The following is a 25,262-nucleotide window of genomic DNA, read 5'->3' as shown; positions in this document are numbered from 1 at the left end:
AAAGGGGATTTAAATGAAAAAATTGATTCCATTTATTTTACTATCTTTAATGCTTTCAGGATGTAGCTTAGTTCAGAAGGAGAAAACAACTACTGCTTCAGCAGAAAACATAAAAAAGGTCTCTACAATAACCAAAAGCAAAGCAAAGTCTTTAAACGATATATATGTGCCAAACCCACAGGTTTCAGATGATACAAGCTTACGCCTTAAAGGTCAAACACTCAAAGACGAGAAGGGTGAAGTAACTTTAGAGGGTATTGCTTCATTAAATAAGTCTTACTCAATTGGGCCGATTGAAATGAAAATTAAACAGATTAAGCTGATCAAAAACTTACCGACGTATTCTTTAATGGATTATTTTCATTATTATACTGAAAGCTATGAAAGCTTTCGATTCATTAAGGTAGAGGTAGAAATCATTAACCACTCCGATAAACAATTACACTTTGGTCCAGTTGCCCATTTGATGACAAGTAATAATGAAGTAAAAGAATTTAAAGATGACTTCTATATTGAATATTTAGGTGGGGAAATCAATCCTAATGGTTCAAAGCAAGGTGCAATGGGATTTATAGTAGAACATACTGATCCTAGTCTAAAATGGATCGAGTTAACAACTAGTGATGTATTAGATGATCAACATAAAGTAATTGCGAAAGCACAAAAAGTAAAAGTAGATTTTAAATAGATTGCAGAAAAAAACTCCTTTCTGAAAAAGGAGTTTTTTTATTTTATAGGGTTATCTCATCCTCAACTGGTGGAAGAAGTACGTCATTTTTGTCAGGGTACATACATTCAATATGATTTTCTCCCCAAGAGCACAGTAAGTCTAATACTTCTTTTAAAGACCATCCGTAATCAGTTAAGGAATATTCCACTTTTGGCGGAACCTGATTAAATACTTTTCGGTGAACAATATTATCTTCCTGTAATTCCTTTAGCTGCTGAGTTAACATTTTTTGAGTAATGTTCGGCATTAATTTTTTTAATTGAGAAGTCCTTTTTGTACCTTTTGTTAAATGACAAAGAATCACAACCTTCCATTTGCCACCGATTACATCTAAGGAAGCCTCAACTGGGATATTGTATTTTTTCATTTTCGCCTCTCCTTCTTTCATATTTACTTACGCAACATATTTTTAATGATTAAAACATCATAACATTCTCTTCGTAAACTGTGTAGTTTCAAGTCTGGTTAAAAATTTTTTTATAAATTTTCTCTGTTTTAATCCTTTATTCACTTAAATGTTACTAAAAAGTAACTATATCACTTCAAAGTACATACTTCTTTTAATCAATCCTATCGCGCATAATGACAATAGTTAATTGATTAACAAACATTTATAAAAAGTAAACGTACAGATGAAGACGTTAATCTTTTACTATTTCATTTCATTTATGTTTTGAATGACGAAGAGACTTTATTCAGGCGCCATGTCTCTTTGTATTCAAACTAATAATAAAAATAATGATAACACAAGGAGGAGTTTTATGAGTTCGACTGCTGCTTCGATTAAAATACAAGAGAAAAAAAGTGGCACACCTGCTTTAATGGCTCTTGCCATTAGTGCATTTGGTATCGGAACAACTGAATTTGTTCCCGTTGGTTTATTATCAACTCTAGCTGGTGATTTAAAAATTTCAATTACATTAGCAGGATTATTAATTTCTGGATATGCTATGGGTGTTGCTTTTGGAGCACCAATTTTAACGGCACTAACAAATAAGATTGGTAGAAAATCGTTATTAATGCTTTTAATGATTATTTTTATAGTAGGTAATAGTGTTGCTGCCTTTTCGACTAGTTTTGGACTGTTGTTAGTTGCTCGAATCATTACTTCATTTTCACATGGAGTGTTCTTTTCAATCGGTTCAACAATTGCAGCAGATGTAGTTCCTGAAAACAAACGTGCAAGTGCGATTGCATTTATGTTTACTGGCTTAACCGTTGCAACTGTAACTGGTGTTCCATTAGGCACATTTATTGGTCAGCATTTTGGATGGAGATCTACTTTTGGAGCTGTGGCATTATTAGGTGTAATTGCAATCATTGCTATTGCAATATTAGTTCCGAAATCAATTAAACAACCGCCAGCATCAAAATTAAGTGATAACCTGAAAGTTCTAAAAAATGGACCATTACTTTTGGCTTTTGCCATTACAGCATTAGGATATGGAGGTACTTTTGTAGCATTCACTTACTTGTCACCAATCCTTGAAAAAATTACCGGCTTTGCTCCAAACTCTGTAAGTATTATCTTACTTGTTTATGGAGTTGCAGTAGCACTTGGTAATACTATCGGTGGGAAGGCTGCTAATAAAAATCCTTTAAAAGCATTAACATGGATGTTTGCTATTCAAGCAATTGTGCTCATCATTCTATCGTTTACAGCACCATTTAAACTAGTAGGAATTGTAACGATTTTCTTCCTAGGCTTACTTGCTTTTATGAATGTACCTGGTCTTCAAATTTATGTTGTGAAATTAGCAGAAAAGCATGTCCCATCAGCTGTAGATATTGCATCAGCGCTAAATATAGCAGCATTCAACGTAGGTATTGCAATAGGAGCATTTATTGGTGGTTTAGTTGTAGATACAATCGGCTTGATTCATACACCTTGGATTGGTGGAATCATGGTCTTTGGAGCGGTTCTGCTAAGTATCTGGAGCGCTTCATTAGAAAAGAAAAAGTAAATTTTTAAAAAATATTATATAAATAAAAGGAGAAATAAAAAATGAATAAATTAGTTAAATTAAATAATGGTTTAGAAATGCCAGTAATTGGGTTAGGAGTATTCCAAGTAGAAGATGGACAAGTCGTAATTGATTCTGTAAAAGCGGCAATACGAAATGGTTACCGTAGTATCGACACTGCAGCAATCTACCAAAACGAAGAAGGCGTAGGACAAGGAATTAGAGAAGCTCTTGAAGAAAATGGACTTAAACGTGAAGACTTATTTATTACATCAAAAGTATGGAATGCTGATTTAGGCTACCAATCAACTATTGATGCTTTCGAATTAAGTTTGAAAAAACTAGGTCTTGATTATTTAGACCTATATTTAATCCACTGGCCAGTAGAAGGTAAATATGTTGAATCATGGAAAGCACTTGAAACGCTATACAAAGACGGTAAAGTAAAAGCAATCGGAATGAGTAACTTCCAAATTCATCACCTGAAAGAAGTAATGGCGAATGCTGAAATAATGCCTATGATCAATCAAGTTGAATTACACCCAATGCTAAGCCAAGTTGAACTAAGAGAATTTTTAAAAGAAAATTCAATTCAAGTAGAAGCATGGGCTCCATTAATGCAAGGACAATTATTTGAAAGTGAAACACTATCACAAATAGCAAACAAACATAATAAATCAATTGCTCAAGTTGTATTACGTTGGCATTTACAAAATGGTATTGTAATCATACCAAAATCAATCAAAGAACATCGCATTCAAGAAAACGCAAATATTTTCGACTTTGAACTAACAGAAGAAGATATGAGCCAAATCAACTCCCTAAACCAAAACCACCGAGTTGGTCCAGACCCTGACAACTTTGATTTTTAATTAAATAAAAAAAGTAAACGACTGTCAAATCTTTGACAGTCGTTTTTATTTCTAATCATACAAAAAAATAATAAATTCTATCTAATTCATAGAGGCATTTTGTATTAAGAGTCGAATATTCGAATATAACAATTTTCATTTACAAAAAACTTCCTCACCGTAAGACTTAAGACTTACTAAGTTTAATACTTAAGTTCGTTTCAAATTATTTACCGTTTCATTACTATAAACATAGTAGCGAAAAATATTGGAGAACGGTCAAGCTGTAGTAGAGGAGTTGTTTACTTTGAAGAAAGAGAAAAAACAGTTTAATACGATGAAAGAACTTACGATACACATCATATTAGCTACAATATCGATCTTAATATTAGTCATTAGTTTACCTACTGTCGTGACGATCTATAAAATATCATTTATTTTGGCAATCATGGGAATTCTGTTGCTAGATTTCTATTTGATTGTATCGAATCATAAAAAGTTTTTAAAGGTTACAAAAATAGCGCTAATTAGTTTACTACTTTGTGTATCGGTAGTGGGAATGCTATTTTATGCCAGTCAATTTCTAGTATTCGTAGATAGGTACGGAGTTGAGCGAATATTAACCAATCATATTACAACTGCAAAATTATTATTTTTCTTAATCTGTTTATTTCAACCAATTTTTTTACCTTTACCAGAAGCACTTACTATTCCTGCAGGCAGTGCTGTAATCGGAACGTTTTCAGGAGCGTTAATCGGATTTTTAGGTTCAACTTTAGGTATTGTCATTATGTATTTCTTAGCAAGAATAGGTGGACTTAAATTAGTTTCTAAGTTTGTAAAAGAAAGACAGTTAAAAAAATATCAGGAATATATCCAAAAAAATGAAACAATTATTTTAACTTTAATGTTTATCATTCCGATTTTACCAGATGAAATTATTTGTGTCGGGGCAGGAATTAGCAAAGTATCTTTCAAAAAGTTTCTATTAATTGCTTCGATGTCAAAATTAATTACATCATCTCTCCTATCATACTCTGTCTATTTGGCTAAATTTTTCTCTTTAACAACATCGCAAATAGCTTTAACTAGCTCCATTTTAATTGCCTGCATCTTATCTTTATCATTTATGATTAAGAAATCAATTAAACGAACTAATTCAAAAGAAGTTTACGTAGCTCAAAGTGAATAATAAAAAAGGCAATGTAATGGTTAAACCTTACATTGCCTTTTTACTCATTAAGTAAGTATTAAATTGCTTTTGTCGAAATTAAAAATTTCCTGAGAAATAATGTAGAAAAAAAGACGATTTACATTAAAACTTTAATACCTTGAACAATATTCCATATAAAGACAATTAAATTAACAATGAATGCTAAAACAAATCCACCAATAAGAGCAAAGCCTGCACCATCACCAAAAGTATTAAAAGTGAAAAGAGAAATAACCGCCAAAATAATAATTGTTAGAAATGGGAGTATATGTGAAAAAAGAGCTCGTTTAGAATGCGATTTTAGATGGTGATCCTTTGCGACAAAATAAACAATTATAGGGAATAAGAAAGGTGCGAAGAATACACTGAAATAACATAATGAGGACAAAATCTTATTTGTTTCCATCTTTTTACCTCGATTTCTTAAAGAATTTTAATTAATCTTAGTATAGTTTAATTTATATATAAAAATCGATTTATTTATTAATAATTTTTGAAAATATTTAAATTGAAAAAGTTTAGGCTGAGTAATGTGTATCCTTTTTTTGTCTCTTTTTTAAAGAAATGTAAATGAAAAATCCAACTAAGATAGTAGCGGTTATACAGATTGTAATCCATGGCGAGCCAAGCAAGAAATTTCCGTATAAAGTATAAAGAACTGCAATCGGGATATTACCAGCAAAAACAATTGCTATATAGGACAAGTATTTCATATTAGTTGAGGCTGCGATAAAGCATGCGCCATCTGTCGGCGCTAGGGGAGTTGCAACTGTTAAGAATAAGTATCTCTTTCTGTTCAAAATTATCTCTTCAAATAGAGATGGATATTTATTCTCCATGAATTGCTGGATCGAGTCACTTAAAATACTTTTACTTAATAGGTAAATAATTGTTTCTGTGATAGCCATTCCGATTAATGATAAGAGAATGGTTTCAAACGGGTGAAAAAACAAGCTACCTACTACAATTAATACAGAGCTAGGAATAAATAGAAAGATTCTTGCACAGAAAATAGCGACAAATAATAGCATCGGATTGATAGAAGAATTAGCAATAAAATGTTTTATATCTTGCAATGATAAATGAAATAAATGATATCGAATAGCGAGTAGTAGCATTAAAATCCAAAAGCCGATTATAGTTAGTGGTACGACTTTTTTCATGATTTATGCTCTCCTTTTACGTTAGAAAATCTTCTGTTATAGTATTCTATTCCTCAAATACAAGAAAACTGATTCATTTTTAAAAATTAATAATAAAGGTCATAAACATGTCAAAAAATGAATAAAAATAATTATGCACTAAATATCTCAAATTAAAGAGAATTGAGGTGGAGATATGCTTGATGAAGGCCTATTAGTTATTAGACTAGTTTTAGGTATTATTTTATTAGGTCACGGGGTGCAGAAAGTATTTGGTTGGTTTGGTGGTTACGGTATTAAAGGAACTGGACAATGGCTAGAGTCGATTGGAATCAAACCTGGTGCATTTTTTGCTTTTATAACGGGAGCGGCAGAAATTGTAGGTGGATTCTTTGTAGCGGCTGGTGTATATACAGAAATAGGTGCATGGTTAATAATTGTAGTAATGGCAATAGCGGTAATAAAGGTGCATATAAAGAACGGATTCTGGAATACTTCAAACGGATTTGAGTTTAACCTATTAATTATTGCAGCTGCAGTAGGGTTATTGCTCACTGGTCCAGGAACAATGGTTTTATTTTAAGAGATTGATAGATTTGCATATAATAGGAATGGAGGAAGTCTCATCTATTGAGGCTTCTTTTTTGTTTCTCTAAAACGCTTATCTGTATATAGAGAGATAAAATCTTTTTCATGAAAAATCTCTCTCATTCATGATACGATATTATTAATAATGACATTAATTGGAGGGATCAAGATGGCAGATGCTATTTTTGAACAACTTAGGTTTACAAGGGTTTATACTTTGAAAGTTCTTAGTTCTGTTTCAAAAGAAGTTGTAGATGTAGTACCAGCAGGATTCAATAATAATATTCTTTGGAATGCTGGTCATGTACTAGGGGCATATGAGCAATTACTTTATGCTAACACTGGTGATGCTGGTCATCTTTCAAAGGAATTCATTGACTTTTTCAAAGGTGGGACTAAACCAAGTGACTGGCAAGAGGAGCCACCATCATATGAGGAAATTGTTACATTATTAGAACAACAAGTTGAACAAGTTATTTCTACATATGAAGGACGTTTAGATGAAAGTATTCTAAAAGAGATTAAGCTAGGTAGTTTTGAAATTAAGACTGTTCGAGACATGATTAGCTTTAACATTTTCCATGAAGGGCTACATGCCGGATTAATTAATGGTTTAAAAAAGTCACTTGGCCAATAGAGTTAATTTTTCGCTTTTGTCCACACACTAAATCTAGGAGTTTATGCTCTTAGATTTTTTTGTTATAATCATGTTTAACAATTTGTTAATTTGATAGTTTGAAAATTGTGGTAATTCAAAATAAAATATGGCTCTTTCTAATTGATTTTTGTTTTTAGTAACATTGATCATACAATTAAATAGCAACGATTATGACGAAAACAGCCTAAAAAAAGAGGTTATATAAATGAAGAAAGAAAGTAATTTAATTATTTACGATCTAATTTTGTATTTAGTATTTCCGCTTGTTTTATATAAAGTATTACAACACTATTTTAGTGACTATTGGGCGATGCTTTTACCGACGGTTCCTGGGATTTTATATACTTTATTTCGTTTTTGGTATACTAAACAGTTTAATGTTACTGGTATTTTTATTATCTCAACATTAACTGTTAGTACTGCTGTTGATTTAATGGCATTAGGTTCTGCAAAAAACTTAATTTTGTACAATGTGTATTATCACTTTGGGGTTGTAGTGGTATTTTTAATTTTAATGGCTATGAGAAAGCCGTTACCATATTATTTTATGATTGATATTGCTGCAATACAGGGGCAAGATCGTGAAGAAAGTAAAAAATTATATAAACATCCTTCACTATTTAAAGTGTTTCAGTATTTGTTTGTCGCATGGATTATTAAAGATATACTATTTGCTATTGCACAATGGTGGATGGTTGATACGTATGGATTAAAAGCATATTACTCACGTACAATTATCTTTACAGTTGGTGGATATGTTTTTGGCATAATTATGGCAATCGGCTATGCAATGGTTACGATGAGAGCTCAAAAACTAAAAGGAGACGACTCAGAGCAACCTTCAGATGAAATTATTATTTAGTAAAAGTCCTTTCAATAGAAAGAACCCCACAAAGTATAAAATCCTTGTGGGGTTTTTTAATTTCTGATTTCAAATTATCCTTTTAATGAATTTCCTACTCCTTGTAATTCCTGATCTTCTCTAGAAGAAGTATTTAGGAAATCAATTTTTTGTATTCTTTCATTTTCTGGTTCGACATGAATTAATATTTTAGGATCTACTAAAACCTTTTTTATTTCATCTTCTATTTTGTCACATAGTAAATGGGCTTCTTCAATACTCATGTATGATGGTAATACTAAATGAAAATCTATATGTTCCTCAGCACCCGAACGTCTCGTGCGTAAGTCATGGTATTCGATAAATTGGGATTTAAAAGAATTTAATACATTTTCGATTTGTTTTAATTCATCTGTAGAAAGCCCAGTATCAAGTAGGGGAGTAAACGATTTACGTCCAAGTTCGATTGATTCCTTCATTATATAAATTGCGATTCCAATTCCGATCAATGCATCGAGAAATTCCCAACCAGTAAGACTTACTAAAATTAAACTTACTGCAACTCCGAGTGATGAATAAACGTCTGTTAATAAATGCAAAGCGTTTGATTGCATTGCAACAGAATGAGTTTCATTTCCTACTTTTTGAACGATTTTTCCTACTCTCCAATTGATTAACGCTCCAATTAACATGACGAATACACCGATAATTGGCATTTTTATTGGGGTAGGATGAAGTAACTTTTCAACAGATTCAATGATAATCCAAATACCAGCTACAAATATTAAGATTGTTTCGACTGTACCTGAAATATTTTCAAACTTACCATGACCATAAGGATGCTCCTTATCGGGTGGTCTGTTTGAAATCCTTACAGAGAAAAAGGCAATGACTGAAGCAACTAAGTCCAATAAAGAATGAATTGCTTCCGAGATAATTGCTACGGAACCTGTAAAAATCCCGACTATTAATTTTAATAAAACGATGAATGTGTTACTACATATTGAAAGTACTGCTATTTTGCTTGAACGCAATCTATTCACCCCTGTCCAATTTTTTCTACTTCAGTTAAGAGTTTTGTAATAAGGCAACAAAAAAGAAAAACCACTAACAGTTTGTTAGTGGTTTGTTTTTTTTAGATTTAATTTATATTTATTTAAATGATTTTTCATTTTTGAATCACCTTTTCTCTCGCATAAAACATATTCTATATTATAGATATTATTTTGAAAAGGAAAAGCTGTGTGTATGAAGTGAATATAAATCGACAATATTATTCAGAAATGGTTTGACATCTATTTTTAGACTGTGTTATACATAGACTAATATAAAAAATAACAGTCTATTCGTAGAGGTTGCATTGTATATGAGTATCATTTTAGAGAACTGTGGGTTCTATGACGAAATGAGAAAGGATCCTATGCCGAAGAAATAAATTGCCACACATTTTATTTCTGGGACTACATTTAATAAATGTAGTACTGTCACATGTGTTTGTGAAGAGCTATTGAAGAGATGTGATTGGCTAAGTCCTTTTTAAAAGCGATAGGCACATGAACATATCCTTCATGTGTCTTTTTTAATACACTAATACATTGAAGCTAGCTTCTTAGAATGATCTTACATTTGATTTGAAGGGAGAATACGAATGTATTTACATGGTAATAGTCGAATTAATAATGAAGGACATTTAGAAATCGGAGGTTGTGATACTGTAGATTTAGTAAAAAATTACGGTACACCTCTATACATTTATGACGAAGAATTAATTGAATCAAAATGTAGGGAATTCCATGAAGCTTTAAGAGAAACGGGAATGAAATATCAGGTTGCTTACGCGAGTAAAGCGTTCCTATGTGTTGAACAAGCCCGCTTAATAGAAAAAGAAGGTCTTTGTCTAGACGTTGTTTCTGGTGGAGAGTTATATACAGCTTTGCAAGCAGGTTATCCAGCTGAGAAAATTCACTTTCACGGAAACAACAAAACAATTGAGGAAATTGAAGAAGCTTTAAATGCAAAAATCGGTTGTTTTGTAGTCGATAATTTCTTTGAACTAGAAGTATTACAGGCCTTAGCTGAACAACGTAATGAAGAAGTATCAATATTATTACGTGTTACACCAGGTGTTGAAGCACACACACATGAATATGTAATGACGGGCCAAGAAGACTCTAAATTCGGATTCGATATTATGTCTGGTCAAGCTAATGAAGCAGTGGGAGTTTCATTAAATTCAAATAACCTTAAATTATTAGGAGTACATTCACATATAGGATCTCAAATTTTCGAACCAGACGGATTTGTTCATGCAATCAATGTATTAATGAACTTTTTAAATGGACTTAAAAACGATTTAGGATTTACAGCTGAAATATTAAACGTAGGTGGAGGCTTTGGTATTCGCTATACTTCAGAAGATGAGCCTTTAGCTGTTGCTATTCATATAGAAAAAATTACTACTATTATTAAACAACAATGTGAAGAGCTAGACTACAAGTTACCAGAATTATGGTTAGAACCTGGACGTAGTATTGTAGGTGAAGCTGGAACAACACTTTATACGATTGGTTCAACAAAAACTCTTCCTTCAATTCGTAAATATGTATCTGTTGATGGGGGAATGACTGATAATATTCGTCCTGCACTATACGGATCAAAATACGAAGCGATGCTTGCAAATCGAGCAAATGATGAGAATAAAGAAGTTGTATCGATTGCTGGTAAATGCTGTGAAAGTGGCGATATGCTAATTTGGGATTGTAACTTACCAGTTGTACAAAACAATGATCTATTAGCTGTATCTTGCACGGGTGCTTATGGGTATTCAATGGCTAATAATTATAACCGTATCCGTCGTCCAGCAGTAGTGTTTGTGAAAGATGGTGTTTCAAGAGAAGTAGTTCGTCGCGAAACATATGAAGATTTAGTTAGAAATGACAGAGTTTACATCGAAAACTCTCGTAGATAGATAATTAACGTTTTTGTGTTATTTGTATCAATACTGACACTTCTATATAATATAGAAGTGTTTTATTTCGTTTCCTTTAATAAAAGATGATAATTTATCGACATATAAAGACATATTTATCATTTATATTACAATATTGTAACAATTGCGACTCTCTTCGGAAATCTATGGTATAAATATTTACGTAGATTAGCGAGAGGAGAAACGCTGAAATGTTAAGAAAAAAACTAGCAGTGCTGGCGATGGCAAGTACAATAGTATTATCATTAGCGCCAAATGCTTCAGTATTAGCTGATAGCAAAGTTGAAAAAAAGCAAGCTGAAGTAGATAAGTTCCAATCACAATTTAAAGAATTAAGCAACGAGATAGAGAAAATAGATCAACAAATTAAAACAACTAAGCAAAACATAGAAGCAAAAAAAGCAGAAATTTCTGAAACAGAAGAAATCATTAAAGATAAAAAAGCAAGAATTACATATTTAGAAGACAGAATTCAAAAACGTAACGATTTATTAGAGGATCGTTTAGTTGCAATGCAAAAGCAACCAAAAGTTAATCTAGTAACAGACGTTTTATTTAATTCTGATTCAATCGTAGATTTCTTTAATCGAGTAAACTCAATTTCAACACTTTTTCAAGCTGATGAAAATATCATTAAAGAACAAAAGTCTGAACAAGCAGAAGTAGTAAAAGAAAAACAACTTGTTGATCAGAAGAAAGAATCTTTAATAACAGCAAAAGAAGATTTAGTTGCGCAACAAAGTGATCTTTCTAAATCACAAGCTGAAAAGCAAAAATCATTAAATACAGCTGAAGCTAACTTAAAGTTAGCAGTTAAAGAACTGGAGAATGCAAAAGAAGATGAAAGAGTTCAACGTCTTGAGCAACAATCTCTTGAACTAGCTGCTTTATCTAGCGATGATGAAGAAGATGACAGCGTTAGCACTCCAGCTGCTAAAACTAGTTCAAATTCTGATTCGAAATCAAGTTCAAATTCTAGTTCAAATTCAGATTCAAATTCAGATTCAAAACCTAAATCAGATTCAAATGATGATGGTCCAGTAGCAACTGGTTCACTTGTAGATTATGCTTTACAATTCCAAGGTGTACCTTATGTATTTGGCGGAACGTCTCCAAGCGGTTTCGATTGCAGTGGTTTCATCTGGTATGTATATTCACATAATGGATATGGCATCTCTCGTGGAAATGTAAAAACATATTGGAGCAATGCTACAAAAATCAGCTCTCCACAACCTGGTGACCTAGTATTCTTACAAAATACTTATATTAATGGTCCTTCACATATGGGTATTTACATTGGTGGAAATAAAATGGTTCATGCTGGAAGTAAAGGGATCAGCGTAATCAGCTTAAGTAATAGCTGGGTTCGTTCTCACTTCTTAGGCTATGGAAAATTCTAATAGTTTATTAACCTCGTATTATAATTAGTATAGTACGAGGTTTTTTATATTATCTTACGGAAATATTAAAAAGGTATAAGCTTTTAGCTTATACCTTTTTGATTTGAAACCTGTTCTTTTAATAAATCACGTATTTCAATAAGTAGAGCTTCTTCTTTAGTAGGTACAACTGGTTTTGCTTCTTCTACTTCTTTCTTTCTAAATGAAAGTCTATTAATTAATCGAATAAAGAAAAATACCGAGATTGAGATGATAAGGAAGTCGACTACTGTTTGGATGAACAGTCCGTATCTGATTTCAGTTTTATTGTATGTGTACATTAATTTAGAGAAATCAATACCACCAGAGATTAAACCAATTATTGGCATCATTATATCAGCAACTAAAGAAGATACGATTTTACCAAATGCACCACCAATAATTACCCCGACTGCTAAATCTAGTACATTTCCTTTTAAAGCAAACTTCTTAAATTCTTGTAACATCTAATTTCCTCCTGTGTAATTATCGTATAATTTTACATACAAATCTTAATTCTTTCAAGTTAGCAATTGGTCTTTTTAAGCAAAAATATTTATATCGTCTTTTAGATATGGTAAATATAATTAATGACAATTTTTAGGAGGAGTAAAGGTATGGGCACAGAATTGGCTACATTTGCTGGTGGATGTTTTTGGTGTATGGTAAAACCGTTTGATCAACAGGACGGAATAATAAAAGTTGTGTCAGGCTATACAGGTGGGGAGAAAGAAAACCCAACATATGAAGAGGTATGCACGCATTTAACAGGTCATTATGAAGCTGTTCAAATTACATTTGATCCAGAAGTCTATCCGTATGAAAAATTATTGGATTTATTTTGGCAACAAATTGACCCAACAGATGTAGGTGGGCAATTTAATGATCGTGGTAGTTCATACAAAACTGCAATTTTTTATCATAATGAAAATCAAAAAGAGCAAGCTCATGTATCAAAAGATAAACTAGAGAAAAGTGGCGTTTTCAAGAAACCAATTGTGACAGAAATTTTATCTGCAAAACCATTTTATGAAGCAGAAGAATATCATCAGCATTATTATAAAAAGCACCCGATTCGTTACCAGCTTTACTTTAAAGGATCTGGTCGTCAAAAATTTTTAAAGGAAAACTGGAAAACGGGCCAAGAGGAGTTAAAGAAAAAACTAACACCAATTCAGTATGCTGTTACTCAAGAAGATGCAACTGAACCACCATTTAGAAATGAGTTCTGGAATCATAAAGAAAAAGGAATATATGTTGATATCGTATCAGGACTTCCTTTATTTAGTTCATTAGATAAATTTGATTCAGGCTGTGGATGGCCAAGTTTTACAAAGCCAATTTTAAAAGGTGAAATTGAAGAGAAGAAGGATTATAGCCATGGGATGTTGCGTATTGAAGTCAGGAGTTCTGAAGCTGACTCGCATCTAGGGCATGTTTTTGATGATGGACCTGGGCCTGAGGGCCTGCGCTATTGCATAAACTCTGCTGCATTAAGATTTGTTCCATATGAAAAAATGGATGAAGAGGGCTATGGTAATTATAAGAGTATCTTCCTTAAATAGACTTTAAGGATATTTAACTAAATTAAAAAAATTTAAATTTGAACCGAGATGGCTATTCGTCTCGGTTTTTTATATTTGTTAATTTAGTAGGGGGAGGTTGTTTATGTTACTTATTAGTTTTAAAAGATTGTCCTAAATATTTACGAAAAAAGTTTTCTGAAAATATTTACAATTGCGAAATAAGTGTGTTAATATAAAAGTGTCACAAAGTTGTCACAAATTAGGTATTGCAATTCACAAAAAAGACGAAACGGGAGGTTAATCATTATGAAGCGCACTGATAATGAAATCGTTGAAACATATACTCAATATTCTGGTATTGCCTTTTTTATCGGTCTTATTCTTTTTTTACTATATTTCACTGGAAGCGGTTTCTTACATACGGGCATAAGCCTAACGGTGAGCATAGTATTGATGGGCTCTTGTTCAACCTTATTTCTATTAGGTACTTTTTTGGGATTGATGTTCTCAGTTTCTTCAAAAGAACAAGTTTAAAAGTTTAAAAAAAGAGTGGGTGTTCAGATGACAAAAAGTCAATCTGAACGCCCTTTTGTTTTGTATAACATATTTTATCGGATACGTGTATAAAGTAATTTGTAACTTAAAATTCTTCCGATACGATTTAAATATGGAAGTTATGATGCACTAGGAGGTGTAGCTTAAGGATGAATTTTTTTAAAAAGTTAAAAGGTATGGACCGTAATGTGTGGGTTCGAGTAATTGGAGAAACGATTACAAGTAGTGCGATGATGATGCTTATGCCATTTTTTGCTCTATACCTAGAAGGAAAAGTTGATTCAATGCTAAAGGTAGGATTTATTATGTCTATTTCACCTATAGCATCTTTATTTGGTTCGATGGCAGGTGGTAGACTCGCCGATTTATATGGTCGAAAATGTATGATGGTTTTTTCGACGCTTGGAACATCTCTTATTTTAGTATCCTTTGCTTTAGCAGAAGGTTATACAGCATTTTTAATTTTATCTATTTTACTAGGTATTAGTAACTCGTTTTTTAGCCCGGCAGCTTCTGCAATGGTAGCTGATGTAACTGAACCAGAAGAAAGAACTGAAGCATATGGTTTATTAAGGGTTGGAAGTAATGTCGGTACTGTGATCGGTCCATTATTAGGAAGTTCAGTTGTTTACTTTTCTAAAGACAGCTTATTTTATATTGCAGCAATCGCTTTAGGACTTTATAGTATTGCACAATTAATTCTATTAAAAGAAACACTTCCTGCAGATATGAATAATGAAGGAAAGAATGATGTAACGAAAATACCATTTAAAAAGGTTATGAAAATCATTGGATCTGATAAATTATTACTTTTTTATGTAGCAACAGGTGTGATTATTTCAATGGGTTTCTCACAAATTGAAGGAATGCTACCACTTTATTTTAAACAAACCTTTCAATCGCAATTTGGTATGTGGAATCCTTACCCATTTTTAATGTCGCTTAATGGATTGTTAGTTGTTCTTTTGCAATTTCCAATTTCAAGTTATTTATCGAAGCGTTCAATCGGAAAGACGATGTTTTATGGAACCATCTTATTTGGCCTAGGTATTTTATCGATCGGCCTTGCACCACCATTTTTCCTCTCAGTTGGGTTAGGTAAGTGGATGATTCTATTTTTATTGGCAATTATCTTTATATACTATACCTTTGGAGAAATGGTGATGTCGCCAGTTCAAATGACATTTGTGGCGAATATTGCACCTGAAGATTTAAGAGCGACTTATATGGCGGTTGGTAGTATGAAATGGACGATTGGTGGATTTCTTGGACCTTTACTTGGGGGCTTTTTATTTGATTTAAAATTAGGAATATGGCTTTTTGTTATTCTTGGATCTGGAGTTGTATTATCAGGAATAATGTATCGCTCACTTGATGAAAAAGTAGCGATTAGAGATAGTCAACAGGGTATAGCGCAATAGTTCTCGCGACACTTGTTTTCTTTGTTACTTCGTCAACAAATGTGATTCTTATTATTCTCGTCCACACACTAAGTATAGTTCATGTAGAGCTATGCTTTTTTTAGTTGTAAAGAAATCACAAAACAGCTATCATTGCATATGTTGTAAAGAAAAATAGGTTTCTACCCATAAAAGCTTATACACATTTGTATAAAGTGGTACAATAGGGAGAGCAAAAAATAGTAGGGGGAACATCATGAAGATTAAGTTAGGATTATTATATGGCGGTAAATCTGCTGAACACAAAGTATCATTACAAACAGCTTTTGCCGTTATTTCTGCTTTAGATCACACAAAATTTGATGTGTATCCAATTTATATAACAGAACAAGGCGAATGGTTACAAGGGAAACAAATTGAGGGGAAAGTAGAAAGTGTTGCAGCTTTAAAATTCTCAAATGAGGATCAACATGTAAATGAAATCGCTCCTGTCGCGTTAACTTCATCAATTATTCCTGCAGCTTCAAATCAAGATTCAACTGGCCCAGTTGACGTTATTTTCCCATTATTACATGGACCAAATGGTGAAGATGGAACAGTTCAAGGTTTACTTGAACTATTAAATATTCCTTATGTAGGAAATGGTGTATTAGCATCAGCAGCTGGTATGGATAAAGTGATTATGAAAAACTTGTTTGCTCAAGCTGGAATTCCTCAAGCTAAATATGTACATTTCTTAAAAACTGAGTGGAAAGCAAATGCAGAGACTTGCTATAAAGCAGTCGAGAAAGAATTAGGCTATCCTGTATTTGTTAAACCTGCAAACTTAGGTTCAAGTGTTGGTATTACGAAAGCTAAAAATCGTGAAGCATTAATGGCTTCATTTGAAGAAGCATTCCAATTTGACCGTAAAATAATTATTGAAGAAAACATTGTTGGACGTGAAATTGAAATTGCTGTATTAGGTAATGATCAAGTTGAATGTTCTGTTGTTGGGGAAATCAAACCATCAGTAGAATTTTATGATTATACTGCAAAATATGAGAGTGGCGATACTGGTCTAATTATCCCAGCTCCTGTTGAAACTGAAACATATGAAAAAATTAAACATTATGCAGAAGTTGCGTTCAAAGCAATCGATGGCTCTGGCTTAACACGTGCTGATTTTTTCGTAACTGAAGATGGTGGCGTATTAATGAATGAAGTTAATACAATGCCTGGATTTACTCCGTTCAGTATGTATCCTCAATTATGGCAGGCTACTGGATTAACATATCCAAAATTAATTGAAAAATTAATAGACCTAGCGATCGAACGTTACGAACAAAAACAACAAATTAAATATAATATTTAACAATTGAAAACACTATTCATGGTTGAATAGTGTTTTCATGTGAATAGAAGAAAAATGCTATAGAAGAGGAGTGGGTGACAATGTCAATCGTACGTACTTTATCTCAAATCGTTAATATGATCCCTGGTAGCCAATTAAAAGGTGAAGATTTAACTATCAACGGAGTTTCAACAGACTCTCGTGTAGATTTAAATGGAAAATTATTTATACCGCTGATCGGTGAAAAATTCGATGCGCATCAATTTTTACCTCAAGCAATTGAAAACGGTGCTAGCGCAGTACTTTGTTCTAGAGAATTTTCAAATGTACCAACAAACGCATCTGTCATCTTGGTTGATGATACATTAGAGGCTTTACAAAAGCTGTCTAAATCATATTTAAGTGAGTGGAATGGTAAAATAGTTGGTATAACAGGAAGTAATGGGAAAACATCGACAAAAGATATTTTAACTAGCATTCTTTCAGCAAAATATAAAGTACATAAAACTCAAGGGAACTTTAATAATCATATTGGACTTCCATTAACAGTATTAGCGATGGCAGAAGATACAGAGGTTGCTGTTTTAGAAATGGGTATGAGCAATTTTGGAGAAATTGAATTTTTATCTAATTTAGCTGAGCCTGACGCGGCAATAATTACAAACATTGGCGAGTCTCATATGCAAGAACTAGGCTCAAGAGCTGGTATCGCAAAGGCGAAGCTTGAAATTGCTAGTGGACTATCAAAAAGTGGATTACTTGTCATTAATGGCGATGAACCGTTATTAATCGAAGGAACAAAAGACAAAAACCTAATCTATACAATCGAAACTTTTGGTTTTAGCGAAAGTAATGATGTATATCCAACATTTATTGATATGAATGAATCTGGCAGTGAATTTGAAATAAATAAAGCTAACGATGTCCGTTTCAAATTGGGTGTACTAGGCAAACATAATATTAGTAATACATTAGCAGCTATTGCAGTTGCGAGAAAGTTTTCGTTAACATGGGATGAAATTAGTTCAGGTATGCAGAATTTAGAAATGACAAAAATGCGTATGGAACTAGTAAAGAATGAAAATGGAATAACAATTATTAATGATGCCTATAATGCAAGTGTTACATCTATGAAAGCGGCTCTTTTATTTGCTTCAGAAATAAAGGGTTATAATCGAAAATTTGTTGTATTTGGCGACATGCTAGAATTAGGTGATCAAGAAATTGCTTTTCATGAAGAAATTGGAGAAGAAGTCGTAAATCTTCATTTCGATTATCTTTATACTTTTGGACCATTAAGTAAGTTTGCAGCAAAGTCAGCTTTTGAACAAATGGACTCTTCAAAAGTAAAAAGCTTTGAAGATAAAAATAAGTTAATTGAAGATTTATTACAACAGGTAGGACCAAATGACCTAGTATTAGTTAAAGCTTCTAGGGGAATGAAATTAGAAGAAGTTGTAAATGCACTAGTAAATTAGGGATAAGTATATAATCAAGAGAGGGGAAGGCAGGAGAAATAGGGATAGAAGTATTCCTTTTTCGCTTAGTTTTTCTCTTCGCTTAAAGCGTGTAAAAATATATGAAGTGAAAATTTTATACGCGTAATTTAACAAATGAAAACTGTTCGTAATATAAGGGATGAAGAAGGCTATAAACATGATTTTATAGCGAATTTAAAGATAATTTAAGGGTAAAATATAGTTTGGAAACCAAATTGTTAGAATATAACTTCATTTGCTTTTTAGATAGAATGTCCGTATAATGGGTAGATATTGTTTCCTTTTCATGATACTTCGGACTATTGTTTTCCACTAAAAACGAACCTTCCATATGAAACAGTCACGAAACATATAATATTTTAAATTTTTATAGATCAATTGAGATACAAAGGAGATTAACCAAATTGACAACATTTCAAGAATTAGGATTAAGTAGTAAAATCCTGTTTGCGATTGAAAAATTAGGCTTCGAGGAAGCTACACCAATTCAAGCGCAGACTATTCCATTAGCAAAACAAGGCCATGATGTAATTGGTCAAGCGCAAACTGGTACTGGTAAAACAGCCGCTTTTGGTATTCCATTACTAGAAAAAATTGATGTAGATAGTAACAATGTCCAAGGACTTGTTATCGCTCCTACACGAGAACTAGCTATTCAGGTTGGCGAAGAATTACACAAAATCGGTATGAATAAAGGTGTAAAAATCCTTCCGATATACGGTGGACAAGATATTAATCGTCAAATGCGTTCTTTAAAAAAATTCCCACATATTATTGTTGGAACTCCTGGTCGTATTCAAGACCATATTAACCGTCGTACAATTCGCCTAAACAATGTAAATACAGTTGTATTAGATGAAGCGGATGAAATGTTAAATATGGGATTCATTGAAGACATTGAAGCGATCTTAAAAGAAGTTCCAGAAAACAAACAAACACTTCTTTTCTCTGCAACTATGCCTGACCCAATTCGTCGCATTGCAGAAACTTTCATGACAAATCCACAAATCGTAAAAGTAAAAGCAAAAGAAGTTACAATGCCTAACATTGAACAACATTTTATTGAAGTTCAAGAAAAGAAAAAATTTGACGTTCTTACACGTTTATTAGATATTCAAACACCAGAATTAGCGATTATTTTCGGTCGTACAAAACGTCGTGTTGATGAATTATCAGAAGCATTAAACTTACGTGGATATGCTGCAGAAGGTATTCATGGTGATTTATCACAAGCGAAACGTGAGCAAGTACTTCGTAAATTTAAAGCTGGTTCAATTGATGTTTTAGTTGCAACTGATGTAGCAGCTCGTGGATTAGATATTTCTGGAGTTACACATGTATACAACTTTGATATTCCACAAGATCCTGAAAGCTATGTTCATCGTATTGGACGTACAGGACGTGCTGGGAAATCAGGTATAGCGATGTTATTTATTACTCCTCGTGAGTTTAATCAATTAAAAAATATCGAACGTACAACTAAACGTCGTATGGAACGTATGACTGCACCTACATTAGACGAAGCAATTGAAAGTCAACAACGTATCATTGCTGAAAAATTAACTTCGACTATGGAAAGTGATAATTTAGCATTCTACAAACGTATTGCAGAAGAATTGCTTGAAGAGCATGATTCTGTAAGTGTTGTAGCTGCAGCTTTAAAAATGCTAACAAAAGAGCCAAATGAAACACCAGTTCGTTTAACTGATGAGCCACCAATGGTCAAACGTGACCGTGGCGGACGCGGAGGAAACGGTGGCGGTGGCGGCGGATACCGTCGTGGCGAAAATAGACGTGGCGGTGGAGATGGACGTCGTAGCGATAATCGTCGTGGAGATGGACGTCGTGGAGACCGTGATAACCGTGGCGGAGGAAACTTCCGTGGCAAACGTAACGAAGGTTCTCGTGATAACAACCGTGGTGGACAACGCAAACCACAAGACAGCAGTAAATAAGTAACTAGTTAAGGTACATGGTAAAATCCATGTACCTTTTTTGTTTATAATTTTATTTTCTTGTAATGCGTGAATTTGGACAGATTCCATACACTAACTAAAAACATATGAGAGTTGGAATGATAATGTTGGTAAGACTTGGATATGTCGCAATGAGTATGAATTTACAAAACGCCTCGCCATCAAAGACAATGACGGTTGCTCAGTTTTTAAAACAAAAGGATAAAGATGCGGCTATTCGTAAGCTAGAGCAAATTGCTAATACTAATATAAATAACTGTCTAAGACTACTAAAGCACAACAAAGCACATGATATATCTTTTTTTCGCCTGAGTAGTAAATTAGTCCCTTTAGCAAATCATGAAGAAGTAGCAGATTGGAATTACATAAAGCCATTAAAGGAAAGTTTACTTGAGTTAGGTAAATTTGCGATTACGAATGAAATGAGGATTGATTTTCATCCGGATCATTTTGTTATCTTGAACTCAACTGATGAAGAGTTATTAAAAACATCAGTAAAAACCTTAAAAATGCATTATCAGCTTTTAAAAGCGATGAAGATTAATACAGAACAAAGATGTGTACTACATATTGGTGGAGGGTATGATGATAAGGAAAAATCACTGGAGCAATTAATAGAGAATTTCAGCCTTGTTCCTGCGCAAATTCAAAAAATGCTAATGTTTGAAAATGATGATACTACCTTTACGTTTGATGAAACATTATTTGCCTGTGAAAAATTAGGAGTACCTCTTGTATTTGACTATCATCATCATCTAGTTAATCACACAAATGAAGATTGGGTAAAAAACTGGAGTTTTGCAGTCGATACATGGAAAGCTTCGAGCTTGCCAATGAAAATGCATATATCAAGTCCTAGAGATGAGAAAGACATACGTGCTCATGCCGATTTTGTGGACCCGAACATGTTTATTACATTTTTAAATGATATTTATGGCTCGGTTAGGCAAATTGATTGTATGATTGAAGCGAAACAAAAAGATAATGCATTATTTCAATTAATGGATGATCTGAAAGCTCATCCGTCTATTGAAATGATTAATGATTCAAGTTTTTATTTTAAACCGTAGTACTCGAAAGTTAGGGTGAGGAAATATGATCGTAGGTATTGGATTAGATTTAGTAGAAATTGAACGAATGAAAGAAATTACTAGCTCGCAGCCCCGGTTTGCGAAAAGGATTTTAACTGAAGCAGAATATGAAATATACGAAAACTTATCAGAACGAAGAAAACTTGAATTTTTATCAGGAAGATTCGCCGCAAAAGAAGCTTGTTCAAAAGCTTTTGGCACAGGAATTGGGAAAGAATTAGGATTTCATGATATTGAAATCTTAAATGACGGAAAAGGTAAGCCTGTATTAAGCGTTGATTTGCCGTTTATACCGTTTTTATCAATTACGCATACAGAACATTATGCTGCTGCTCAAGTGGTCTTACAGCAAATATAATACCCTTTTAAACAGTCACTCATTTGAGTGACTTTTCTTTTTTTGTATACGACGTAGTTGCTAAATTTTAAGGATTAATTAATATGTGTAACTACACCATTGGCTTCACTAACAGGCTCTCCAATCAGAGAGTTTTCTTTAAATTTTTTAAATTAGCTTGTCATGCTAGTCTGCATATTTTAGAGCTTGACCTCATATAGTTTCATGAGGATATAAGAAGCAAGGTTGCAACGTGCATGAATAAATCTAGATTTTACTTCTAAGCTACTCGCGCACATTTATTCATAAGCCTTTGCATAAAATTCTCTTTTTTACAATTTAAGAGGAATAAAGGAGCTGGGGAGATGAAGAAAAAGCTTGTAGCGATGCTTTTGACAATCATGTTAGTACTATCATTGGCTGCATGTGGCACGAAATCGAAAGATGATGTTGTAGGTTCTCTTAGCAATCAGATGGAAAAAATGAATGGCTATAAGGCCGATGCAACATTAACAATTAATAACGGGAATGATCCTCAAAAGTATGAAGTAGTCATTTGGCATAAAAAGCCTTCTTACTACCGTGTACAACTAAAAAATGCTAAGAGTGATCAAAACCAAATTATTTTAAGAAACAAAGAGGGTGTGTTTGTTTTAACACCAGCATTAAATAAAAGCTATCGCTTCCAAAGTGATTGGCCATCAAACAGCAGTCAGCCATATTTACCGGAATCATTGGTTAATGATCTAGTACAAGATAAGAATGCAACGTTTAAAACAACAAAGCAAGGATATGTGTTTGAAACAAAAACAAATTACACAAATAGACAATTGCTCCCAACACAAGAAATTACTTTTAATAAAAAAGGTCTGACACCTGAATCAGTAAAACTATTAGATACAGATAAAAATGTTGTGTTGGACGTTAAATTCGATAAAGTACAATACAATGCGAAATTTGATAATGATGCTTTTGATGTGAAGAAAAATATGACAAGCGCTCGTTTAAGTGTACCTACTTCTACAAATCCAGAAAATGATCCTGATTTATTAGTTACACTTTACCCTAATTATTTAATGAATGGTGTAGTGTTAGATGATCAACAAGAAGTAAAAACAGATAATGGTGTTCAAGTTATCCTTTCATATAAAGGTGATAAAAAATCGTTTACTTTAATAGAGCAAAAAGCACGGATTTCAGAGTCTGGAACAACGATGGAGATCACTGGTGAACCAGTCGATTTAGGTAAAACAGTAGGAGCATTATCAGATAAGATGATTACATGGTCATACGGTGGAACAGACTTTACGATTGTTTCTAAAAACTTAACTCAAGGTGAGTTAATTCAAGTTGCCCAATCAGTCGGAGATACAGGCACAAAATAATATTTTTTTTTCAAACTTAAAAGGGCGTGATGATGCTTTATCACGCCTTTTTAAATTTTAAATAAACTAAAATTGAGTAGTATATTGGTTGACATTTATAGTAAAATAAGCAAATAATTTTACACATATAAAAAAGAGTAATGGGTAAATCGATAAGGAAGTGTAGTTCATGACAGAAACATCATTTTATCGCGACACATGGGTAGAAGTAGATTTAGATGCTATTGAAGAAAACATCAAAAATATTGTATCGCTTTACCCTAATCATCAAGAAATATATGTAGCTTTAAAAGCGAATGCATATGGACATGGTTATGTAGAAGTAGCGAAACAAGCATTAAAGTCTGGTGCAACAAGATTATTAGTTGCTTTTATTGATGAAGGGATTTTTCTGCGTAACGCGGGAATAGAGGCGCCGATTTTAGTGTTGGGGGCAACTAGACCTGAGGATATTAACGTTGCAATCAAGAATAAATTAACTTTAACGGCATATAATGTTGATTGGTTAGAAGGTATTTCTAAAAATCTAAAAAGCACAGATCGTACAATGATTCATATTAAATTTGATACTGGGATGGGTAGATTAGGCCTGAAAACAAGATCTGAATGGGAGCAAGTTGCATCGATCTTACGAAAAAATCCATCAATTATACTGGAAGGTTTGTTTACACATTTCGCTACTGCTGATGAGCTAAATAGATCTTATTTTAATGAGCAAGTAGACAAATTTTATGAATGTATAGAATGGGTTAAAGGCAGTGGATTCGCTCCTGAGCTAATTCATTGTGCAAACAGTGCAGCGGCTGCATTAGAAACTAACCTATTTAATACTGTACGTGTTGGTATTATCATGTATGGTTTAACTCCATCTTTAGAAATAAAACCAATGCTACCATTTACATTAAAGCCAGCACTATCGCTTTATACGAAAATCTCACATATTAAGCAATTACCAGCAAATAGTGGTGTAAGTTATGGTGCAACGTATTTTACTTCTGATTCAGAGTGGATTGCGACGTTACCAATTGGCTATGCGGATGGCTGGCTTAGAGATATGCAAGGATTTTCTGTGTTGGTTGAAGGTGAAAAGGCAGAAATAGTTGGTAGAGTTTGTATGGATCAGTGTATGATCAAGCTTTCTAAACATTATCCTGTTGGTACAAAAGTGACTTTAATAGGAGAAAGTAAGGATGGAGCAGTAACGGCTGAGGAAGTCGCTGCACATATGAATACAATCAATTATGAAGTAACTTGCCTTATAAATCATAGGGTACCAAGAGTATATAAAAAGAATGGAAATATTAAGTCCATAAGTAATTATCTAGTATCAGATTAATTGTAATTTGATGTATTAAAGTATGAAACACTGTATTTTGGTTAAGATAAGCGAAGATATGTGTCTTTCCAATCACTGAAAATAATGGTATGATGTAGTATAGGGAGATATATGGGTAATAGTTGATTCTGGAGGTGCTGAAACTTGTCCGAACTAAATGCGACAACTGAAATAACAGTACGTTTACCAAAACACGTAGTAAGCGAACTAGATGGATTAGTAAAGCAAGAAAACGGTAATCGAAATGAGTATATTTATCAAGCGACTAAGATGTTTTTAAAAGATCGTAAAAGACGCCAAAGTCGCGAACACATGCGACGTGGATACATGGAAATGGCTAAAATCAACTTATTAATATCTTCTGAGTCATTCTATGCTGAGTCTGAAGCGGATTCTAAAGTGGAGCGCTTAGTTAGCGGGGGGTAATCAC

Annotated in this window: 25 protein-coding genes and 1 riboswitch; of the genes, 20 read left to right on the top strand and 5 right to left on the bottom strand. The window is 33.1% G+C overall.

Annotation, left to right across the window (positions count from 1 at the left end; translation table 11 throughout):
• The first annotated feature begins 13 nt into the window (after window positions 1–13).
• Window positions 14–688, top strand: coding sequence for a hypothetical protein (locus tag AB1282_RS04880; protein WP_056476114.1), 675 nt, complete (start codon window positions 14–16; stop codon window positions 686–688).
• 43 nt (window positions 689–731) lie between these two features.
• Here AB1282_RS04880 and AB1282_RS04875 read toward each other — a convergent pair whose 3' ends face one another.
• Window positions 732–1,097 carry a winged helix-turn-helix transcriptional regulator gene (locus AB1282_RS04875; RefSeq protein ID WP_056476111.1) on the bottom strand — a complete coding sequence of 122 codons (366 nt, stop codon included), beginning with the start codon at window positions 1,095–1,097 and terminating at the stop codon, window positions 732–734.
• A 394-nt stretch (window positions 1,098–1,491) separates the two neighbouring features.
• On the opposite strand from AB1282_RS04875, the gene AB1282_RS04870 reads away from it, so the two are divergent.
• The 3 genes from AB1282_RS04870 to AB1282_RS04860 all read left to right on the top strand — a co-directional run bounded on the left by AB1282_RS04870 (window position 1,492) and on the right by AB1282_RS04860 (window position 4,737).
• Window positions 1,492–2,694, top strand: a complete 1,203-nt coding sequence (locus AB1282_RS04870) for an MFS transporter (RefSeq protein ID WP_056476108.1) — start codon at window positions 1,492–1,494, stop codon at window positions 2,692–2,694.
• A gap of 41 nt (window positions 2,695–2,735) precedes the next feature.
• Window positions 2,736–3,566 carry an aldo/keto reductase gene (locus AB1282_RS04865; protein WP_056476105.1) on the top strand — a complete coding sequence of 277 codons (831 nt, stop codon included), beginning with the start codon at window positions 2,736–2,738 and terminating at the stop codon, window positions 3,564–3,566.
• A 286-nt stretch (window positions 3,567–3,852) separates the two neighbouring features.
• The gene (locus tag AB1282_RS04860; RefSeq protein WP_429898641.1) at window positions 3,853–4,737 is read left to right on the top strand and encodes a TVP38/TMEM64 family protein; all 885 of its coding nucleotides are present in this window, start codon (window positions 3,853–3,855) and stop codon (window positions 4,735–4,737) included.
• Window positions 4,738–4,855: 118 nt separating this feature from the next.
• On the opposite strand, the gene AB1282_RS04855 is transcribed toward AB1282_RS04860, so the two are convergent.
• Both AB1282_RS04855 and AB1282_RS04850 read right to left on the bottom strand, forming a co-directional pair.
• A complete protein-coding gene (locus AB1282_RS04855; RefSeq protein ID WP_056476098.1) occupies window positions 4,856–5,164 on the bottom strand; it encodes a DUF4870 domain-containing protein in 309 nt (102 codons plus the stop codon).
• 112 nt (window positions 5,165–5,276) lie between these two features.
• On the bottom strand, window positions 5,277–5,921 hold the full coding sequence (locus AB1282_RS04850; protein ID WP_056476095.1) for a TVP38/TMEM64 family protein: 645 nt from the start codon (window positions 5,919–5,921) through the stop codon (window positions 5,277–5,279).
• 175 nt (window positions 5,922–6,096) lie between these two features.
• Here AB1282_RS04850 and AB1282_RS04845 point away from each other — a divergent pair, with 175 nt between their 5' ends.
• From AB1282_RS04845 to AB1282_RS04835, 3 genes are all read left to right on the top strand, one after another.
• Window positions 6,097–6,483: a DoxX family protein gene (locus AB1282_RS04845; RefSeq protein WP_429898639.1), complete on the top strand. Its 387-nt coding sequence runs from the start codon at window positions 6,097–6,099 to the stop codon at window positions 6,481–6,483.
• 174 nt (window positions 6,484–6,657) lie between these two features.
• The gene (locus AB1282_RS04840; RefSeq protein ID WP_390312821.1) at window positions 6,658–7,125 is read left to right on the top strand and encodes a DinB family protein; all 468 of its coding nucleotides are present in this window, start codon (window positions 6,658–6,660) and stop codon (window positions 7,123–7,125) included.
• A gap of 226 nt (window positions 7,126–7,351) precedes the next feature.
• Window positions 7,352–8,008 (top strand): VC0807 family protein, encoded by a 657-nt coding sequence (locus AB1282_RS04835; protein WP_056476087.1) that lies wholly within the window; start codon window positions 7,352–7,354, stop codon window positions 8,006–8,008.
• A 74-nt stretch (window positions 8,009–8,082) separates the two neighbouring features.
• On the opposite strand, the gene AB1282_RS04830 is transcribed toward AB1282_RS04835, so the two are convergent.
• Window positions 8,083–9,021, bottom strand: a complete 939-nt coding sequence (locus tag AB1282_RS04830; RefSeq protein WP_082459629.1) for a cation diffusion facilitator family transporter — start codon at window positions 9,019–9,021, stop codon at window positions 8,083–8,085.
• A gap of 307 nt (window positions 9,022–9,328) precedes the next feature.
• A riboswitch (Lysine riboswitch) is annotated at window positions 9,329–9,502 on the top strand.
• 133 nt (window positions 9,503–9,635) lie between these two features.
• Here AB1282_RS04830 and lysA point away from each other — a divergent pair.
• On the top strand, window positions 9,636–10,955 hold the full coding sequence (lysA, locus tag AB1282_RS04825; protein ID WP_429898636.1) for a diaminopimelate decarboxylase: 1,320 nt from the start codon (window positions 9,636–9,638) through the stop codon (window positions 10,953–10,955).
• Between the two features lie 212 nt (window positions 10,956–11,167).
• Window positions 11,168–12,376: a C40 family peptidase gene (locus AB1282_RS04820; RefSeq protein ID WP_056476081.1), complete on the top strand. Its 1,209-nt coding sequence runs from the start codon at window positions 11,168–11,170 to the stop codon at window positions 12,374–12,376.
• 83 nt (window positions 12,377–12,459) lie between these two features.
• Here AB1282_RS04820 and mscL read toward each other — a convergent pair whose 3' ends face one another.
• Window positions 12,460–12,861, bottom strand: a complete 402-nt coding sequence (mscL, locus tag AB1282_RS04815) for a large conductance mechanosensitive channel protein MscL (protein WP_429898634.1) — start codon at window positions 12,859–12,861, stop codon at window positions 12,460–12,462.
• Between the two features lie 150 nt (window positions 12,862–13,011).
• On the opposite strand from mscL, the gene msrA reads away from it, so the two are divergent.
• The 11 genes from msrA to AB1282_RS04760 all read left to right on the top strand — a co-directional run bounded on the left by msrA (window position 13,012) and on the right by AB1282_RS04760 (window position 25,258).
• Window positions 13,012–13,959 carry a peptide-methionine (S)-S-oxide reductase MsrA gene (msrA, locus tag AB1282_RS04810; protein WP_286131775.1) on the top strand — a complete coding sequence of 316 codons (948 nt, stop codon included), beginning with the start codon at window positions 13,012–13,014 and terminating at the stop codon, window positions 13,957–13,959.
• Window positions 13,960–14,226: 267 nt separating this feature from the next.
• The gene (locus AB1282_RS04805; protein ID WP_056476072.1) at window positions 14,227–14,454 is read left to right on the top strand and encodes a hypothetical protein; all 228 of its coding nucleotides are present in this window, start codon (window positions 14,227–14,229) and stop codon (window positions 14,452–14,454) included.
• 170 nt (window positions 14,455–14,624) lie between these two features.
• A complete protein-coding gene (locus tag AB1282_RS04800; RefSeq protein ID WP_429898631.1) occupies window positions 14,625–15,896 on the top strand; it encodes an MDR family MFS transporter in 1,272 nt (423 codons plus the stop codon).
• A 232-nt stretch (window positions 15,897–16,128) separates the two neighbouring features.
• Window positions 16,129–17,229, top strand: a complete 1,101-nt coding sequence (locus AB1282_RS04795; RefSeq protein WP_429901066.1) for a D-alanine--D-alanine ligase — start codon at window positions 16,129–16,131, stop codon at window positions 17,227–17,229.
• Window positions 17,230–17,309: 80 nt separating this feature from the next.
• Window positions 17,310–18,686: a UDP-N-acetylmuramoyl-tripeptide--D-alanyl-D-alanine ligase gene (locus AB1282_RS04790; protein ID WP_429898630.1), complete on the top strand. Its 1,377-nt coding sequence runs from the start codon at window positions 17,310–17,312 to the stop codon at window positions 18,684–18,686.
• Between the two features lie 425 nt (window positions 18,687–19,111).
• A complete protein-coding gene (locus AB1282_RS04785) occupies window positions 19,112–20,662 on the top strand; it encodes a DEAD/DEAH box helicase (protein WP_056476060.1) in 1,551 nt (516 codons plus the stop codon).
• A gap of 125 nt (window positions 20,663–20,787) precedes the next feature.
• Window positions 20,788–21,753, top strand: a complete 966-nt coding sequence (uvsE, locus tag AB1282_RS04780) for a UV DNA damage repair endonuclease UvsE (protein WP_429898628.1) — start codon at window positions 20,788–20,790, stop codon at window positions 21,751–21,753.
• A gap of 25 nt (window positions 21,754–21,778) precedes the next feature.
• Complete coding sequence (acpS, locus tag AB1282_RS04775) at window positions 21,779–22,132, top strand: holo-ACP synthase (protein WP_056476057.1); 354 nt, start codon at window positions 21,779–21,781, stop codon at window positions 22,130–22,132.
• 344 nt (window positions 22,133–22,476) lie between these two features.
• Entirely contained in the window at window positions 22,477–23,496 is a 1,020-nt protein-coding gene (locus tag AB1282_RS04770; protein ID WP_156339745.1) for a LolA family protein, read from the top strand.
• A gap of 169 nt (window positions 23,497–23,665) precedes the next feature.
• The gene (gene alr / locus AB1282_RS04765; protein ID WP_429898625.1) at window positions 23,666–24,832 is read left to right on the top strand and encodes an alanine racemase; all 1,167 of its coding nucleotides are present in this window, start codon (window positions 23,666–23,668) and stop codon (window positions 24,830–24,832) included.
• 144 nt (window positions 24,833–24,976) lie between these two features.
• On the top strand, window positions 24,977–25,258 hold the full coding sequence (locus AB1282_RS04760; RefSeq protein WP_056476050.1) for a CopG family ribbon-helix-helix protein: 282 nt from the start codon (window positions 24,977–24,979) through the stop codon (window positions 25,256–25,258).
• Window positions 25,259–25,262: the final 4 nt, after the last annotated feature.

It is taken from the genome of Gottfriedia sp. S16(2024), assembly GCF_050473765.1.
GTDB lineage: Bacteria > Bacillota > Bacilli > Bacillales > Bacillaceae_G > Gottfriedia.
This window is presented reverse-complemented; position numbering and strand designations above follow the sequence as displayed.

What these genes read in the sequence shown, in the direction of transcription:
- AB1282_RS04880 (WP_056476114.1), top strand. Translation starts at nt 14, where the DNA reads ATGAAAAAATTGATTCCATTTATTTTACTATCTTTAATGCTTTCAGGA.
- AB1282_RS04875 (WP_056476111.1), bottom strand. Translation starts at nt 1,097, where the DNA reads ATGAAAAAATACAATATCCCAGTTGAGGCTTCCTTAGATGTAATCGGT.
- AB1282_RS04870 (WP_056476108.1), top strand. Translation starts at nt 1,492, where the DNA reads ATGAGTTCGACTGCTGCTTCGATTAAAATACAAGAGAAAAAAAGTGGC.
- AB1282_RS04865 (WP_056476105.1), top strand. Translation starts at nt 2,736, where the DNA reads ATGAATAAATTAGTTAAATTAAATAATGGTTTAGAAATGCCAGTAATT.
- AB1282_RS04855 (WP_056476098.1), bottom strand. Translation starts at nt 5,164, where the DNA reads ATGGAAACAAATAAGATTTTGTCCTCATTATGTTATTTCAGTGTATTC.
- AB1282_RS04850 (WP_056476095.1), bottom strand. Translation starts at nt 5,921, where the DNA reads ATGAAAAAAGTCGTACCACTAACTATAATCGGCTTTTGGATTTTAATG.
- AB1282_RS04845 (WP_429898639.1), top strand. Translation starts at nt 6,097, where the DNA reads ATGCTTGATGAAGGCCTATTAGTTATTAGACTAGTTTTAGGTATTATT.
- AB1282_RS04840 (WP_390312821.1), top strand. Translation starts at nt 6,658, where the DNA reads ATGGCAGATGCTATTTTTGAACAACTTAGGTTTACAAGGGTTTATACT.
- AB1282_RS04835 (WP_056476087.1), top strand. Translation starts at nt 7,352, where the DNA reads ATGAAGAAAGAAAGTAATTTAATTATTTACGATCTAATTTTGTATTTA.
- lysA (WP_429898636.1), top strand. Translation starts at nt 9,636, where the DNA reads ATGTATTTACATGGTAATAGTCGAATTAATAATGAAGGACATTTAGAA.
- AB1282_RS04820 (WP_056476081.1), top strand. Translation starts at nt 11,168, where the DNA reads ATGTTAAGAAAAAAACTAGCAGTGCTGGCGATGGCAAGTACAATAGTA.
- mscL (WP_429898634.1), bottom strand. Translation starts at nt 12,861, where the DNA reads ATGTTACAAGAATTTAAGAAGTTTGCTTTAAAAGGAAATGTACTAGAT.
- msrA (WP_286131775.1), top strand. Translation starts at nt 13,012, where the DNA reads ATGGGCACAGAATTGGCTACATTTGCTGGTGGATGTTTTTGGTGTATG.
- AB1282_RS04805 (WP_056476072.1), top strand. Translation starts at nt 14,227, where the DNA reads ATGAAGCGCACTGATAATGAAATCGTTGAAACATATACTCAATATTCT.
- AB1282_RS04800 (WP_429898631.1), top strand. Translation starts at nt 14,625, where the DNA reads ATGAATTTTTTTAAAAAGTTAAAAGGTATGGACCGTAATGTGTGGGTT.
- AB1282_RS04790 (WP_429898630.1), top strand. Translation starts at nt 17,310, where the DNA reads ATGTCAATCGTACGTACTTTATCTCAAATCGTTAATATGATCCCTGGT.
- uvsE (WP_429898628.1), top strand. Translation starts at nt 20,788, where the DNA reads ATGTTGGTAAGACTTGGATATGTCGCAATGAGTATGAATTTACAAAAC.
- acpS (WP_056476057.1), top strand. Translation starts at nt 21,779, where the DNA reads ATGATCGTAGGTATTGGATTAGATTTAGTAGAAATTGAACGAATGAAA.
- AB1282_RS04770 (WP_156339745.1), top strand. Translation starts at nt 22,477, where the DNA reads ATGAAGAAAAAGCTTGTAGCGATGCTTTTGACAATCATGTTAGTACTA.
- alr (WP_429898625.1), top strand. Translation starts at nt 23,666, where the DNA reads ATGACAGAAACATCATTTTATCGCGACACATGGGTAGAAGTAGATTTA.